This is a genomic window from Streptomyces sp. NPDC002795, from assembly GCF_042888725.1.
In the GTDB taxonomy this organism is placed as follows: domain Bacteria; phylum Actinomycetota; class Actinomycetes; order Streptomycetales; family Streptomycetaceae; genus Streptomyces.
In genome coordinates, this window is the sequence record NZ_JBIAQB010000001.1 from 508,957 (window position 1) to 524,249 (window position 15,293).

A 15,293-nucleotide genomic window follows, 5' to 3' on the forward strand; every position below is an offset into this window, starting at 1 on the left:
GCTCTGCGAGGATGGCCCCATGAAATCGATCTCCTTCCCCGGGGCCAAGGCGCCGTCCTCCAACGTCGTGCTCGGCCTGATGCGCATCGCCGAGCTCGGCGACAAGGACGTCCGTGCGCTCTACGACAGCGCCCGTGACGCCGGGATCAACAGCTTCGACCACGCCGACATCTACGGTCCGACACGGCACGCCTGCGAGGAGCGCTTCGGGCAGGCGGTCACGCTGGGCGCCGCGGAGCGCGAGTCGATCGTCATCCAGAGCAAGGTCGGCATCCGGCCCGGCTTCTTCGACTTCTCGCACGAGCACATCGTGGCCACCGTCGACGAGTCACTCGCGGCGCTGCGCACCGACTACCTCGACATGCTCCTCCTGCACCGTCCCGACACCCTCGTCGAGCCGGAGGAGGTCGCGGCGGCCTTCGACGAGCTGCACACTGCGGGCAAGGTCGTGAACTTCGGCGTCTCCAACCACACGCCCGGCCAGGTGGAGCTGCTGAAGGCATCGGTGCGTCAGCCGCTCGTCGCCAACCAGGTGCAACTGAGCATCACGCACGCCCCGTTGATCGCCTCCGGTGTCGCCGCCAACATGGCCGGGCTCGACCAGTCGGTGAGCCGCGACAACGGGCTGCTCGACTACTCGCGCCTGCACAAGATGACCCTGCAGGCGTGGTCGCCGTTCCAGAAGGGCTTCTTCGACGGTGTCTTCATCGGCGACCGTGAGAACTACGCGGAGCTCAACACCGCGCTCGACGAGCTGGCCGCGAAGTACGAGGTGACACCGACCGGCATCGCGGTCGCCTGGATCACCCGGCACCCGGCCGACATGCAGGTCGTGCTCGGCACCACCAACCCGGGGCGGGTCGCCGAGTCCGCGGCGGGCTCGGAGATCCCGCTGACCCGCGAGGAGTGGTACCGCCTGTTCCGCGCGGCGGGTCACACGCTGCCGTAGCCGTCACGGGCCCCGCCGCCAAGGGCGGGGCCCACGGCGGTCACTCGCAGTGCTGCCGCGGCCGCTCCCCTTCGGGCTGTGCGGCCACCGTCGCCGAGGAGCGTGCCCCTACGGCCGGAGCGAGGAAGACGGCCACCGTGGTGAACGCGAGCACGACCAGCATGGCCGTCCGCAGTCCGTAGTGGTCGCCGAGGAAGCCGAGGCACGGCGGGCCGACGAGGAACGCGACGTAGCCGAGCATCGCCACCAGGCTCACCCGCGCCGCCGGGTTCTCACCCGAGTCGCCGGCCGCCGAGAGCGCGACGGGGAAGCCGAGCGAGGCGCCGAGCCCCCAGAACAGCACGGCCGCGCTGGCGAGGGCCGCGGAGTCGGAGAAGACGACCAGGGCGATGCCGAGCGTCGCCGACACGGCGCTGGCTCGCACGACGGGCTTGCGGCCGAGCCGTCCGATGAAGTACCCGCCGACGAACCGGCCGATGGTCATCGCGGCGGCGAATCCGGTGTAGACGGCCGAGCCGACCGCGGGGTCCATGTCGTGGCCGTCGACCATGAGCAGCGGCAGCCAGTCGTTCGCGGCGCCTTCGGCGAGGGCCATCGCGAGGATGATGCCGCCGAGGAGCAGCAACTGCCGGTCCCGCCACACCTTCGCCTTGGACGCGCCGTCCGCGGAGCCCTCCGCCGTTGAGCCGCTGGTTGCCTTTCCGACGCCGGAGGGGACGGCCCGGATCGCGTAGCCGAACATGGCGGTGGTGACCACGGCGACGGCGATCAAGTGCCACTGCACCGGCACCTCGACTGCCGTGCACAGGATGCCGATGGCCGCTCCCACGACGGTCCCCAGGCTGAAGAAGCCGTGGAGCGTCGGCAGGATCGTGCGCGCGGTGATCCGTTCCACCTCGGCGCCGTCGATGTTGATGGCGACCTCTCCCCCGCCCATTCCGGCGCCGAAGAGCAGCAGTCCGGTGGTGACGAGGGGCGCGGAGGACGCCATCGCGCCGAGGCCGATGACCGCCATGCTGAAGGTGATCAGCACGGTCCCCACGGCCATGACGGGCCGCGAGCCGTACCGGCTGACGAGGGTGCCGGAGCACAGGATGCCGATCATCGAGCCGACCGAGAGCCCGAAGAGGATGAGCCCCATCTGCGCGGTCGACGCGTCCAGTTGGTCGCGTACGTCGGGTGTGCGTGTCACCCATGACGACATCGACAGGCCGGGTATCAGGAAGAAGAGAAACAGTGCCGTCCGTCTGCGGCGGGTGTCCAGGTCCATCGGTAGCGCGCTCTCTCTTGCGTGGAGATCGAGTAAAGGATCATCGTCACGCTCCCACATCCGGGGAGCGCATCAGTAGGGGCGGCACCCGCCGTCCATGGCGGGTGCCGCCCCTGGGCAGCCCTTGGAGGTGGGTTACGCCTCCGGGTGCGTCAGCCTGATGTCGAGATCGCCCGGCTCCGCGTCGCCCACCCGCAGCGTCTGCGCGGCCGGCGGGTAGCCGGTGGCGATGACCGAGTAGTCGCCCGCGTCCAGGTCGGTGAAGGCGTACGCGCCGTCCGAGCCGGTCGTGGTCGTGGCGATCACATTGCCCGCCGCGTCCACCAACGTGACGCGCGCGTCGGCCAACGGGCCGTCCTCCGTGCCTGCCCGGACCACGCCCTGCACCCGCTTGCCGGCGCCGAGCACGATCTCGACCTGGGTCACGCCTTGCGCGCCGGTCTCCACCTGCTGCGCCGTGGGCCTGAAGCCCGGCGCGTTGACGGCGAGCGTGAACATGCCGTTCACCAGGCCGCCGCAGGCGAAGTCGCCGTGCAGTCCGGTGCGCGCGGTGGCCACGACCTCGCCGCGGACGTCCGTCACGACGACCAGTGCCTCGGGCACCGGGCGGCCGCCGGACTCGCGCACCAGTCCCGCGAGTCCGCCGGTGCCGGTGAGCAGGATGTCGTGGGAGAGGAGTTCGCCGTCCACGGTGACCGTCGAGGCCTGCGGCTGGTGGCCGTCGGCCGCGACGATCAGCACGTAGGTGCCCGCGCCGGGTACGTCGAGGCTGTAGGCGCCTGCGGGGTCGGTGACGGAGCGGCTGATCTGCCGGCCGCCGGTCGAGATCAGTGTGATCGCGGCGCGGGGCACGGCCTCGCCGCCGCCGGTACGGACGGTGCCGAGGATGCCGTTGCCGGTCGGGGTGAACGAGCGCCCGCTGCCGCCGAGTTCGGCGGCCGACGCCGTCGTCAGGTGCTTCTGCGACGGTGCGGCGCCCTGAGCGAGGACCGAGGCCGTCACGAGTTCGCGCTCCGGCTCGGTCGGGTGGGGCAGCGCGCCGTCGGGCACCGCGTCGGCGGGCCGCGCCGAGCGGGCCTCGTCGAGCTCGCGCAGGCCCTCGCCCTCGACGTCGACGTTCGGCAGCGCGCGGTCCAGCCACTTGGGCAGCCACCAGGCGCCGCGTCCGATGAGCGCGAGGACGGCCGGGACGATCGCCATGCGCACGATGAACGCGTCGAAGAAGACGGCGACGGCGAGTCCGAAGCCGATCATCTTGATCATGGATTCGGTCGAGCCGATGAAGCCCGCGAACACGGCCATCATGATGACCGCGGCCGCCGTGACCACACGGGCGCTGTACCGGAACCCGGTGACGATCGCCTCCTTGGCCGTCTCCCCGTGGACGTATGCCTCGCGCATCCGCGTCACGAGGAAGACCTCGTAGTCCATCGCGAGTCCGAAGACGACACCCACCATGAAGATGGGCATCATCGACATGACCGGGCCGGTCACCTCGACGCCCATGAGGTCGGCGAGCCAGCCCCACTGGAACACGGCGACGACGGCGCCGAGCGCGGCGAGGACGGACAGCAGGAAGCCGAGCGCGGCCTTCAGGGGCACCAGAATCGAGCGGAAGACGACGATCAGGAGCAGGAAGGCGAGTCCGACGACGAGCGCGAGATACGGAAGCAGCGCGTCGTTGAGCTTCTGCGACACGTCGATGTTCATCGCGGTGGAGCCGGTGACCATGAGCTCGGCGCCCGAGTCGGCCTTGATGCCGTCACCCGCGTCGCGGATGTTCTGCACCAGGTCCTCGGTGTCCGTGGAGGTCGGCTTCGACTTCGGGACGACGCTGAGCATCGCGGTGTCACCGGACTTGTTGAACGTCGCCGGGGTCACCACGGCGACGTCGCCGAGCCCCTTGACGGTCTTGGTGACATCGGCGACGGCGGACTTCGGCTGGTCGCTGCCCTTGGCGTCGACGACGACCATCAGCGGCCCGTTGAAGCCGGGGCCGAAGCCCTCGGAGAGCAGGTCGTACGCCTTGCGCTGCGTGGTGTCGGTGGGCTGCGACCCGTCGTCGGGCAGGCCGAGTTCGAGGTCCAGCGCCGGTACGGCGGCCGTGCCCAGGGCGATCACGCCGAGCAGCAGCACGGCGACCGGGTGCTTCACGACGAGGCGCGCCCAGCGGGTGCCCAGGGCGGGCTTGGGTTCGGCGTGCTCCCCGTGGACGTGGCCCTGTTCCTGCGCCGTGCGCTGGGCCTTGTGTTCCTTGCGCTTGCTCTTGGCGCCTGCGGGGCGCACCCGGCGCCGGGCGATGCCGAGCAGGGCGGGGATCAGGGTGAGTGCGACGAGGACGGCGACGACGACGGTGCCGGCGGCGGCGAATCCCATCTTGGTGAGCATCGGGATGTTCACGACCGCGAGGCCGACGAGGGCGATGACGACGGTGAGGCCGGCGAAGACGACGGCGGACCCCGCGGTACCGGCTGCCCGCCCGGCGGCTTCCTCGCGCTCGCGTCCCTCGGCGAGTTCGGCTCGATACCGGGAGACGATGAACAGCGCGTAGTCGATGCCGACCGCGAGGCCGATCATCATCGCGAGGGTCGAGGTCGTCGAGTCCAGGTCGAGCGGCTTGGCGAGCGCGGTGATGGCGGAGACACCGATGCCGACGCCGAACAGCGCGGAGACCAGCGGCAGTCCGGCCGCGATCAGCGAGCCCAGGGTGATGACGAGGACGACGGCGGCGACCACGACGCCGATGATCTCGGTCGAGCCGGTCTCGGGCACGGCCTGCAGCGCGTCGCCGCCGACCTCGACGGTCAGCCCGGAGTCACGGGCGTCCTGCGCCGTGTCCTTCAGTGCGTCGCGCGAGGACTCCTCCAGCTCCATGCCGGAGACCTTGTAGGACACCTGCGCGTACGCGATGGTGCCGTCGCGGCTGACGGCCTTGGCCTTGAACGGGTCGGTCGCGCTCTGGACCTCGGAGCCGGCGCCGAGTTCCTTGACGGTGTCGTGCACCACGCTCTGGTTGGCGGCGGAGGTGATCTTCTCCCCGTCCGGCGCCTTGAACACGACGCGCGCGGTGGCGCCGTCGGCGCTGGCGCCGGGGAACCGGTGTTCCAGCAGGTCGAAGGCCTTCTGGGCCTCGGTGCCCGGGATGGAGAAGGAGGAGGATGCGGCCGTGGGGGCCTGGGAGGCTCCTACGCCGACGGCGGCGAGGACCACCACCCAGAAGAGGGCGACGAAGTACCGTCGCCGATAAGCGAATCGGCCCATTTTGTAGAGGAATCGAGCCACGAGGGCGTACTCCCGGTCAGGTCGTATGTGGTGCTGGGCAAGGTGCTTGGGCCCGACGACGGTGAGCGGTGGCGTCAGGTGCAGAGGGGGGACTCTGTGGTGTGCGGGTGGGGGGGGATCAGGCGCAGAGGGCGGGGAGGACCACTGCGTCGATGTATGAGATGAGGTACTCCTGGGTGGGCGGCAGTTCGTCGATCACGCCGCGGGTCGCCATGACGCCGACCATCATGTGCAGCGTGTAGTCCATCGCCGGGTTGTCCTGGCGGATCTCGCCCCGGGCGACGGCTCTCTGGAGGACCTGGTCCAGCTCCTCCAGCTCCGGTTCGATCAGCAACTCCCGGAACGCGCGCAGCAGACCCGGGTCACTGTGCATCGCCATGGCGAGCCCGCGCATCAGCGCCGCCGACTCCTCGACCGAGCAGTCGTCGTGCCGGCCGGCGAGCGTGTGGAGATCCCCGCGCAGGGTGCCGGTGTCGATCTCGGCGATGTCGACCGGCTTGTGGTGCCTCATCGCCTTGACGACGAGCGCGGCCTTGCTGCCCCACTGGCGGTAGAGCGTGGCCTTGCTGGACCGGGTGCGGGCCGCGACGGCGTCCATGGTCAGCGCGTCGTAACCGACTTCACGCAGCAGCCCGAGCACGGCGTCGTACAACTCTGCCTCGCGCTCCGCCGTCATGCGTCTGCGCCGCACGGTGCCGGTCTCGGGCACGCAGCATCACGTCCACATCTCTCAGGCGCCACTGGCGCGCCGAACGAAACGGTTTCGTACGTCGGCAGACTATCCCGCCGCCGAGATGAAACGAAACCGTTTCGTACGTGGCACGGATCACGCGCTGTGCCAGGGTGAGGCCCCATGAGCGAAGCGATCACGTACACATGGCGCGACCCGGTCGCGGACGAGGAGATGGTCGACCTGGTCCGGTCCCACGGCGGCAATGACGTCGCCGGCTGGTGGACAAAGGTCCAGAAGTACAGCCTCGGTTGGGTGACGGCCCGCGACGACGGGCTCCTCGTCGGGTTCGTGAACGTGGCGTGGGACGGCGGCGACCACGCCTTCCTGATCGACACCAAGACCCGGGGCACACACCAGCGTCGTGGCATCGGCGCGGCGGTCGTGCGTCTCGCGGCGTCCGGTGCGCGGGAGTCGGGCTGCGAGTGGCTCCATGTCGACTTCGCGCCCGAACTCCGCGACTTCTACTTCGAGGCGTGCGGATTCCGGCCCACGGATGCGGGCCTCGTCCATCTGCGCCCGTGAGGCTCAGCGGCCTCAGCCCTTGGCGCGTCCCCTCTCGCGCAGCGAGTCGACGGTGACACCGGGAGACAACCGCCCCTCCGTCACCTTGAGTTGGATGATCGCGGCGCGGCCGCACGTCAACGCGCGGTCCAGGGCCGGGGCGAACTCCTCGGTCGTGGTGACCGTTTCACCGTGCGCGCCGAAGGCGAGGGCGTACGCGGCGAAGTCCGGGTTGCCGAGGGCCGTGCCGCTCACCCGGCCGGGATACTCGCGCTCCTGGTGCACGCGGATCGTGCCGTACTGGGCGTTGTCCAGGACGAGGATCAGCGGGGCCGCGCCCTCGGCCACGGCGGTGGCGAGTTCCTGACCGTTCATCAGGAAGCAGCCGTCGCCCGCGACGGAGACGACGCGGCGCTCCGGGTGCGCGATGGCGGCCGACACGGCGGCGGGGACGCCGTAGCCCATCGAGCCGTTGCGCGGGCCGAGTTGGCGCATGCCGTCGCGGTACGTCAGGAAGCGCTGCGCCCAGATGGCGTGGTTGCCCGCGCCGAACGTGACGATGGTGTCTTCCGGGAGCCGGGAGTCGAGGTGGGCGAAGACCTCGCCGAGGTCGAGCGGGTCACCGTCCGACTCCGGGGCGCGGGCGGCGAGGTGCTCGGCCCTGGCCTGCTTGGTGCGCCCCCCCCAGGACACGGGCGCGGCGGGGCGCAAGGTACGTATCGCGGCGCCGAAGGCCTCGGGGGCGGCGAGCAGGGAGAGTTCGGCGCGGTGCACGACGCCGGGCGGCTGCGCCTCGGGAAGCACCTGCACCAGGCGCGGACCCGTCTCGTCGCCGCCGACCGTGGGCAGCGCCCGGTACCCGTCCGTCGTCACGTCCCCGGGCGCCGCGCCGACACTCACCAGGAGGTCCGCCTCGCGCACCCGTTCAGCGAGCGCCTTGGCGCGCCCGTAGCCGAGGTTGCCGACGTAGACATCGGCCTCGTTGTCCATCAGGTCCTGGCAGCGGAAGTCCACGGCGACGGGCAGCGACCAGGCCTCGGCCCAGGCGCGCACGTCGGCGCGTGCACGGTCCGTCCAGCGGCTGCCGCCGAGCAGCACCACGGGGCGTTCAGCGGCAGCCAACAGGCCTTCCAGTACAGCGAGTTCCTCGGCCGACACACCGCCCTGCGGCACCGGCAGCGGCCTGGCGTCGGCCACCTCGACGACGTCCGTCAGCATGTCCTCCGGCAGCCCGAGGACCACGGGCCCCGGGCGTCCGCTGCTCGCGACGGCGAAGGCGCGGGCCACGTACTCGGGGATGCGGGCCGCGTCGTCGATCGTCTCGACGAGCTTGGCGTTCGTGCCGAACGTGCCCCGCAGGTCCAGCTCCTGGAACGAATGCCGGTCGGTGTGGTCGCGCGGCACGAGGCCGACGAAGAGGACCAGCGGGGTGGCGTCCTGGTGGGCGGTGTGGAGGGCGACCAGCGCGTTGGTGGCGCCGGGCCCCCGCGTCGTGAAGCACACGCCGGGGCGCCCGGTGAGCTTGCCGGAGGCCTCGGCCATGTACCCGGCGCCGCCTTCGTGGCGGCACACCACCATGCGGACCGGCGCGTCGTACAGGGCGTCGAGGACGGCGAGGTAGCTCTCGCCGGGCACACCGTAGACGGTGTCGACGTCGTGTGCCCGGAGTTGGTCGACGAGGACCTGGCCGCCGGTGCGGGCGGAAGGGTGCGCGGTCATGCGGGAACCTTTGCGTTCAGGGTGTCACTGGAGGGAAGGGAGCCGTGCCTGCGCAGCACTGTGCCGGCCGCGACGGACCCGGCGACGGTGCAGGCGGCCACGCCGACGAGGAGCAGCGCGGCGCCCCACGAGGCGCCGCCCGCCGCGCCGGTGACCGAGGTCGCGATGAGCGGGATGAAGCCCCCGAGGACGCCGGCGAGGTTGTACGACATGGCCACCGCGCTGTAGCGGAACTCCTCGGGGAAGAGCGAGGCGACGACCGCGCCGATCGGGCCGTACGGGATGGAGAGCGCGCCGATACCGAGCGCGACACCGAGGTACACCAGCGGGGTCTGCCCGGTGTCGACGAGCCAGAAGGCGGGGAACGCGGCGGCCATGGTGGCGGCGGCGCCGATGGCGCACACCTTCCACGAGCCGATGCGGTCGGCGAGGCGGCCGCCGATGATGATGACCACGACCTCGACGACGGCGCCGACGACGGTGGCGTTGAGCATCGTCTGTTTGTCGATGCCGAGTTCGCCGGTGCCGTAGCTGATGATGAACGTGGTCATGAGGAAGAAGCCGCCGACGCCGAGGAGCGCGGCCCCGATGCCGACGATCATGCGGCCCCAGGTGCGGCGGAACGCCTCGATCAGCGGCGCGGGCGGCGGGCCGTTGCGCTCCGCGTCGTCCTGCATGGCGCGGAAGACCGGGGACTCCTCGATGCGTACGCGCAGGTAGAGCGCGAAGCCGAGCAGCGGGAACGCGGCGAGGAACGGCAGGCGCCAGCCCCAGGAGTAGAACGCGTCGTCGGGCAGCATGCCGACGAGGGCGAAGGCGCCGCTGGACATCAACGTGCCGACGGGCGAGCCGAGTTGGGGAACGGAGGAGTAGCTGCCGTGCTTCTCCTTCGGGGTGTGCTCCAGCGTGAGCAGCATCGCGCCCGACCACTCACCTCCGACGGAGATGCCCTGGACGAAGCGGAGGACGGTGAGCAGGACCGGCGCCCAGATGCCGATGGTGTCGTACGAGGGCAGCAGGCCGATACAGCCGGTGGTGGCGCCCATCATGACGACGGTGATGATGAGGGACACCTTGCGCCCGTAGCGGTCTCCGACGTGGCCGAAGATCGCCGCGCCGATGGGGCGCGCCACGAAGCCGACGGCGAACGTGCCGAAGGAGGCGAGGGTGCCCGCGGCGGCGTTCAGGTCGGTGAAGAACAGCTTGTTGAAGACGAGCGCGGCGGCGGTGCCGTAGAGGAAGTAGTCGTACCACTCCAGGGCGGTGCCGCTGAAAGCGCCGAACAACAGCCTTCTGATGTCCTTGATCGGGGGCTTCTCGGTGGTGCTCACGGGGTCTCCTGGGGAGGGGCGGCCTGGGGGGCCGGAGCGGAAGGGGGACCGTGGCGTGCGGGTGTGCGGGGGGAGCCGGTCTTTGAACCCCCGTCGTCCGCGCGCAGGGCGGGCGGAGCGGCGGTCGGTGCGTGCGATCGGCGTGCGGCGCCCCAGGTCATGTGGCGGAGCCACCTGTCCTGGGGCGCCGTGCGGCGAGCGTGCGTGCCGGGCGCCGCTCCGCAGGCGGGGGTTCAAAGACCGGCTCCCAGGTGGTGCGGGTCGTGGGCGGGGTCGCCGCCCACGACGGTGGCGAGGACGCCGATCGCGCCGATGCGGTCGGGGTCCGTGCGGACGGGGTCGCCGTCCAGGACGGTGAGGTCGGCCAGGTACCCGGGGGCGAGCCGCCCCTTGCGCCCGCCGAAGCCGGTGGCGAGGGCCGAGTTCTCGGTCCAGGCGCGCAGCGCGGCAAGGGCCGGAACGCCTTCGTCGGGACCGTACGGGATCTTTGTTTCGGTGAGCCGCACGACCATCGACTGGATCGCGGGCAGCGGCGCTCCCGGTGCCACGGGCCGGTCGGAGCTGCCGGGGACGGGGAGCCCGAGATCGAGGAAGGAGCGCATGCGGTACGACCACGGGGTGCGCTCGGGGCCGAGCGCGGCGGCCATGGCGTCGCCGAAGGTGTGCAGGAAGTTGTGCTGCGGGACGGGGACGACATCGAGTTCGGCGAAGCGGGCGAGCTGCTCGGGGCGGACGATTCCGGCGTGCTCGATGCGGTGCCGGACGCCGGGGCGTGCCCGTTCCTTGTGGGCGCGGGCGAAGGCGTCGAGCGCGAGGTCGACGGCGCGGTCGCCGATGGCGTGCGCGGCGACCGTCCAGCCGGAGCGGTGCGCGGCGACGACGAGGTCGGTCATGGAGTCGGCGTCGCCCTGGAAGTAGCCGGTGGGCCTCTCTTCGTTGTGCGGGCAGCCGCAGAAGGGCTCGGTGACGGCCGCGGTCTTCCCGAGCAGCGACCCGTCGAGGAAGATCTTGACCGGGCCGAGGGAGAGCGTGTCGTCGCCGAAGCCGGTGCGCATGCCGAGGTCGAGCCCGAGCGTGATGTCGTCGTCGGTGTGCGCGGTGAGCGGGTGCAGCACGTCGGAGGCAGCCATGAGCTGGGCACGGGTGTGCAACCGTCCGCTCTCGCGGGCGAGTTGATAGGCGGCCAGCTCGACCGGGGTCTGTCCGATCCAGCCGCCGCCGATCCCGGCCTCGGTGAAGCTGGTGACACCTTCGGTGAGGTAGTGCCGGGTCGCCGCGTCGACGGCGTCGGCGACGGTCTCCACCGGGTACGGCAGCACCTGGCGCTGCGCGAGGCTCTGGGCGGTCTCCTCCAACAGGCCGTCGGGGCGGCCCTGTTCGTCGCGGGAGACGACGCCGCCGTCCGGGTCCCGGAATCCGCGCTCCAGCGCTCCGGCGGCGTGCAGCACGGGGGTGTTGACGACGCAGGCGTGCCCGGAGGTGTGTTTGATCCAGACGGGCCGGCCGCCCGCCGCGCGGTCGAGGGCGTCGCGGTGCGGCCAGTGGCCGCCGAGGTTGTTGTGGTCGAGCCCGGCTCCCAACACCCATGCATCGGGGGCGAGTTCGGCTGCGTGCGCGGCCACGGCGGCGTACACGTCGTCGACGGAGCGGGCGGTGGAGACGTCGAGCTGGGTGAGGGTGAGGCCGAACCAGGCGGTGTGGCAGTGCGCGTCGTTGAAGCCGGGGACGACGGTGGCGCCGCCCGCGTCGAGAACCTTGCGCGCGCGCAGTCCGGCCACGTCGTCGTCGAGCCCGACGACGACGCCGTTCAGGACGCCGAGCGCCGTGGCGGTGGGGCGTTCGGGGTCGAGGGTGCGGATGTGGGCGTTGCGGACGAGCAGATCGAGCTGCATGAGACAGAAGCCCCCTCGGGTCTCAGGCGAAGTGGTGCAGCTGCGCGAGCGGCAGCTCGGAGGCGGCCGGAGTCCCGGTCTCGACCCCGTCGACGAGGACCGGCGCGGGTTCGCGCGGCACCACGACTCGTGGTGTCGCCGTGTTGTGCAACATGTCGGCACGGGTCAGGCCGCGGCTGTCGCGGATCGGGGCGTACGTGAGTCCGCTCGGCAGCGCGGCTCGCGCGGCGCGGTCGGTGAGCGCGGCCTCGGCGACGAAGACCTTGGCGAGACGGGCGGGCGCGGCGCCGAGCGCCCCGAAGTAGGGCTTGTAGGCACGCGGTTGGGTGAGCCGGGTCGACCCCGACCCGGAGCCGGTGTTGCCCCACGCCACGAACCCGGACTTGATGACCATCTCGGGCTTGCTGCCGAACCACTTGGGGTCCCACAGCACGAGGTCGGCCATCCGCCCTGCCTGCACGGTGCCCACCTCGTGCGCGAGGCCGTGCGCGAGCGCCGGGTTGAGGGTGATCTTCGCAAGGTAGCGCAACACCCTTGTGTTGTCCGGGTGTTCCACTCCCCCGCCGCCGTTCGCGAGCGCCTGGACGTGGGCGAGCTGCCAGGTCCTGCGCACCGTTTCGGCGATCCGGCCCATGCCCATGGAGTCGGAGTTGACGATGGAGATGGCTCCCAGGTCGTGCAGGGCGTTCTCGGCGGCGATGGCGTGCTCGCGGATCCGGCCCTTGGAGATGGCGACATCGCTCGCGGAGGCGTGGTTCTGCCGGTGCACGGTCATCGTCATCGGGAACAGCTCGCCGACCGTGTTGGGCGTGTACGGAACCGTGGGTGTCGTCGACGACGGCAGGATGTTCGGCTCGGAGAGGATCTCCAGGAGGTCGGGGTGACCGCCGCCGCCCTCCACGTGGTAGGCGTGCACGGTACGGCCGCGGGTGGCGCCGAGGGTGTCCCTCAAGTACCCCGACTCGTTCATGGAGTCGGTGTGCAGCGCGACCGGGAGGTCGGCCTGTTCCGCGGTGTCGAGGCAGGTGTCGATGATGCGCGGGGTCGCCCCGAAGTCCTCGTGGATCTTGAAGCCGCCGGCCCCGGCGAGGGTGATCTCGTCGAGCAGCGCCCGCGAACTGGACGAACCGCGGGCCAGGAACGCGATGTTGAGCGGGGTGCCCTGCCAGGCGCTCATCAGCGTATGGAGGTTGTGGGTCGGGTTGCAGCCGATCTCCCACACGCCGCCGAGCCCCATACCGACGAGCGTGGTGACTCCGGCGGACAGCGCGGCGGGCGCGACCTCGGGCGAGGACAGGTGGACGTGGCTGTCGACGACACCGGGTGTGGCGATGAGCCCCTCCCCCGGCACCACGGAGGTGTGCGAGTCGATGGCGTACTCGACGTCCATCACGTCCGGGTTGCCGACGCCGCCGACGGAGACGATCCGGCCGTCCTTGATGCCGATGTCGGTCTTGCGTACACCGAGCACGGGGTCCATGAGGACGACTCCGGCGACCACCATGTCGAGGGCGGAGTCGCGGTCCGAGCGCGGCGAGGCGAGGAGTCCGTCGCGGACCGTCTTGCCGCAGCCGCCGAGGAGTTCGTCGCCGGGGGTGCCGTCGTCGGCCTCGACCTCCACCCACAGGCAGGTGTCGCCGAGCCGGATGCGGTCGCCGGTCGTGGGCCCGTACAGGGCGTGGTACGTGCGGCGGTCGACGCTGGTCATGCGCGCTCCTGGGTCGTGCGGGCCTTGTGGCTCGCGGGGATGACGACGACTTCGCGCCGCTCGCCGGGTTCGAAGGCGAGCGCGGTTCCGGCGGCGATGTCGAGCCGCAGTCCGCGGGCGGCCTCCCGGTCGAGTTCGAGCGCCTGGTTGACCTCGTGCAGCGGGTAGTGCGAGGAGAGGTAGACGACGCGGTCGCCGGTGTTGCGGATGGTGAGGGTGGTGCGCGGGCGGCCGACGTTGATCTCGATGGGCGTCTCGGCGGTACGGACGGCACCCGGCCCCTCCACGCTGGCGGGCCCGATCGGCCGGTCGACGGCGACCAGGGACGTGCCGCTCGGGAACAGCGCCTCCACCTGCACGGTCGTCACGATGTCGGCGACTCCGTCCAGCACGTCGTCGACGGTGAGCACCCGCTCGGCCGTCTCGATCACCTCGTCGAGGCTCAGCCCGTCCCAGGCGGCCTCCAGGATCTCGTCGCAGATCAGGGCGATCGCCTCGGGGGCGTTGAGCCGGCGGCCGCGCGCGCGGCGTCTGCGCGCGAGTTCGGCGACGGTGAACAGCTGGAGCCGTTCCTGTTCACGAGGGGTCAGGTGCACGGTCGGATGGCCCTCCTGGTCGGTGGGCCCCGGACGCTCCGCCCAGGGATCGCACCAGGATCCCCGGCACCGGGCACAGAACCAACGTTGAAACATCGCCCTCGCACCACCGAGAATTGGTCACATGCACAATTCCGAAGGCCCGGGCCGCCCCGGCCTGCCCCCGACCTCGCCGCGCATCGCGGAACTCGCCGGGCAGTGCCTGGACAATGTGGACGACCTGATCGGCGACTGGCTGGAGATGGTCGACCCGGTACGCACCGCGTACGCGACCCAGGTGCCGGACATCCAGTTCCGCGATTCGGCCTGGCAGGCCTTCGAGTTGCTGCTGCGCACGGTGGCGCGGCTGCCGGTGCCGCCGCACGTCACGGACGTCTCACGGCGGGTGGGCGAGGAGCGGGCCCGGCAGGGCGTCCCGCTCGACGCGCTCCTGGAGGCGGCACGCCTCGACTTCCGGGTGGTGTGGCAGGCGCTCGTGAACCGGGCGGGGCCGGAGGACATGGCCGACCTGGCGGGCTCGGCGTACCACGTGTGGGAGGCGGTCGAGCGGCATGTCACCGGAATCATGACGGCGTACCAGCGCACGGTCCTGGAGATGGGGCGCCGCGAGGAGCACGAGCGCCGCATGTGGTTCGCCCGGCTCCTGGAGACCGAGGGCCGCAACCCGACCGTCGTACGCGACGCGGGCCGCGCCCTGGGTCTCGCGGACGACGGCCGGTTCCTGTGCGCGGCGTCGTCCGCTGCGGCGGGGCCAGGACTGCACCGTGCGGGGCTCGCGCTGCGCGGGGCGGGGGCGGCGATGCAGCAGCAGATGGTCGGCGGGGACGCGGTCCTGGTGGTGCAGCTCAGCGGCCGCGTCACCCGCCCGTACGTCCTGGACCAGTTGCAGGACTCGCCGTGCGGGGTGGCACCGCAGGCGGCCGGGCTCGCCGCCGTGCCGCGGGCCACGGTGCTCGCGGTGGCGACGGCGCAGGTGCTGCCCGCCGACACGCGCTCGCCGCGGCTCCTGGAGGACAGCTGGCTGGACGTCCTCGCTCACCGTGCCGGTGACTTCGGCCGCGATCTGGCCGCGGATGTGCTGGGCGCGTTGCGCGGACCGGGTGTCACGCGCACCGAGGCGGAGCGTCTGCTGCACACCGTCCGCGTCCATTTGTCGGGTTCCGGCTCCATCGCGGACACGGCCGACGCGCTCTACTGTCACCGCAATACGGTGCAGCATCGGTTCAACCGGTTCCTTGAGCTGACGGGGCGGGATCTGCGCAGGCCCGCGGATGCGGCGTTGCTGGCGGTGGCGTTGCGCGTACGGTGAGCG

At 71.5% G+C, this 15,293-nt stretch carries 11 protein-coding genes and 1 pseudogene; 3 read left to right on the top strand and 9 right to left on the bottom strand.

Annotated elements, in window-relative coordinates:
• The first annotated feature begins 19 nt into the window (after positions 1-19).
• Complete coding sequence (locus tag ACFYWS_RS02215) at positions 20-949, top strand: aldo/keto reductase family oxidoreductase (RefSeq protein WP_389268556.1); 930 nt, start codon at positions 20-22, stop codon at positions 947-949.
• A gap of 40 nt (positions 950-989) precedes the next feature.
• Here the strand turns inward: ACFYWS_RS02215 and ACFYWS_RS02220 are convergent, their stop codons facing one another.
• The 4 genes and pseudogenes from ACFYWS_RS02220 to ACFYWS_RS02235 all read right to left on the bottom strand — a co-directional run bounded on the left by ACFYWS_RS02220 (position 990) and on the right by ACFYWS_RS02235 (position 6,210).
• A complete protein-coding gene (locus ACFYWS_RS02220) occupies positions 990-2,219 on the bottom strand; it encodes an MFS transporter (protein WP_389268558.1) in 1,230 nt (409 codons plus the stop codon).
• 135 nt (positions 2,220-2,354) lie between these two features.
• A complete protein-coding gene (locus tag ACFYWS_RS02225; RefSeq protein ID WP_389269455.1) occupies positions 2,355-3,269 on the bottom strand; it encodes a collagen binding domain-containing protein in 915 nt (304 codons plus the stop codon).
• 39 nt (positions 3,270-3,308) lie between these two features.
• Positions 3,309-5,501 (bottom strand): annotated as a pseudogene (locus ACFYWS_RS02230) (MMPL family transporter); the annotation flags it as partial.
• A gap of 118 nt (positions 5,502-5,619) precedes the next feature.
• The gene (locus ACFYWS_RS02235) at positions 5,620-6,210 is read right to left on the bottom strand and encodes a TetR/AcrR family transcriptional regulator (RefSeq protein ID WP_389268560.1); all 591 of its coding nucleotides are present in this window, start codon (positions 6,208-6,210) and stop codon (positions 5,620-5,622) included.
• Positions 6,211-6,354: 144 nt separating this feature from the next.
• Between ACFYWS_RS02235 and ACFYWS_RS02240 the strand changes: the two genes are divergently transcribed.
• Positions 6,355-6,756: a GNAT family N-acetyltransferase gene (locus ACFYWS_RS02240; protein WP_389268562.1), complete on the top strand. Its 402-nt coding sequence runs from the start codon at positions 6,355-6,357 to the stop codon at positions 6,754-6,756.
• Between the two features lie 12 nt (positions 6,757-6,768).
• On the opposite strand, the gene ACFYWS_RS02245 is transcribed toward ACFYWS_RS02240, so the two are convergent.
• The 5 genes from ACFYWS_RS02245 to ureA all read right to left on the bottom strand — a co-directional run bounded on the left by ACFYWS_RS02245 (position 6,769) and on the right by ureA (position 13,981).
• A complete protein-coding gene (locus tag ACFYWS_RS02245) occupies positions 6,769-8,454 on the bottom strand; it encodes a thiamine pyrophosphate-dependent enzyme (protein ID WP_389268564.1) in 1,686 nt (561 codons plus the stop codon).
• Positions 8,451-9,785 (bottom strand): MFS transporter, encoded by a 1,335-nt coding sequence (locus ACFYWS_RS02250; RefSeq protein WP_389268566.1) that lies wholly within the window; start codon positions 9,783-9,785, stop codon positions 8,451-8,453. Before ACFYWS_RS02250 ends, ACFYWS_RS02245 begins: the two co-directional genes overlap by 4 nt.
• Positions 9,786-10,018: 233 nt before the next feature.
• Positions 10,019-11,677: an amidohydrolase gene (locus ACFYWS_RS02255; protein ID WP_389268568.1), complete on the bottom strand. Its 1,659-nt coding sequence runs from the start codon at positions 11,675-11,677 to the stop codon at positions 10,019-10,021.
• Between the two features lie 22 nt (positions 11,678-11,699).
• Positions 11,700-13,385: an urease subunit alpha gene (locus tag ACFYWS_RS02260; RefSeq protein WP_389268570.1), complete on the bottom strand. Its 1,686-nt coding sequence runs from the start codon at positions 13,383-13,385 to the stop codon at positions 11,700-11,702.
• Positions 13,382-13,981: an urease subunit gamma gene (ureA, locus tag ACFYWS_RS02265; protein ID WP_389268572.1), complete on the bottom strand. Its 600-nt coding sequence runs from the start codon at positions 13,979-13,981 to the stop codon at positions 13,382-13,384. Before ureA ends, ACFYWS_RS02260 begins: the two co-directional genes overlap by 4 nt.
• 124 nt (positions 13,982-14,105) lie before the next feature.
• On the opposite strand from ureA, the gene ACFYWS_RS02270 reads away from it, so the two are divergent.
• Positions 14,106-15,290: a PucR family transcriptional regulator gene (locus ACFYWS_RS02270; protein WP_389268574.1), complete on the top strand. Its 1,185-nt coding sequence runs from the start codon at positions 14,106-14,108 to the stop codon at positions 15,288-15,290.
• The last annotated feature ends 3 nt before the right edge of the window (positions 15,291-15,293 follow it).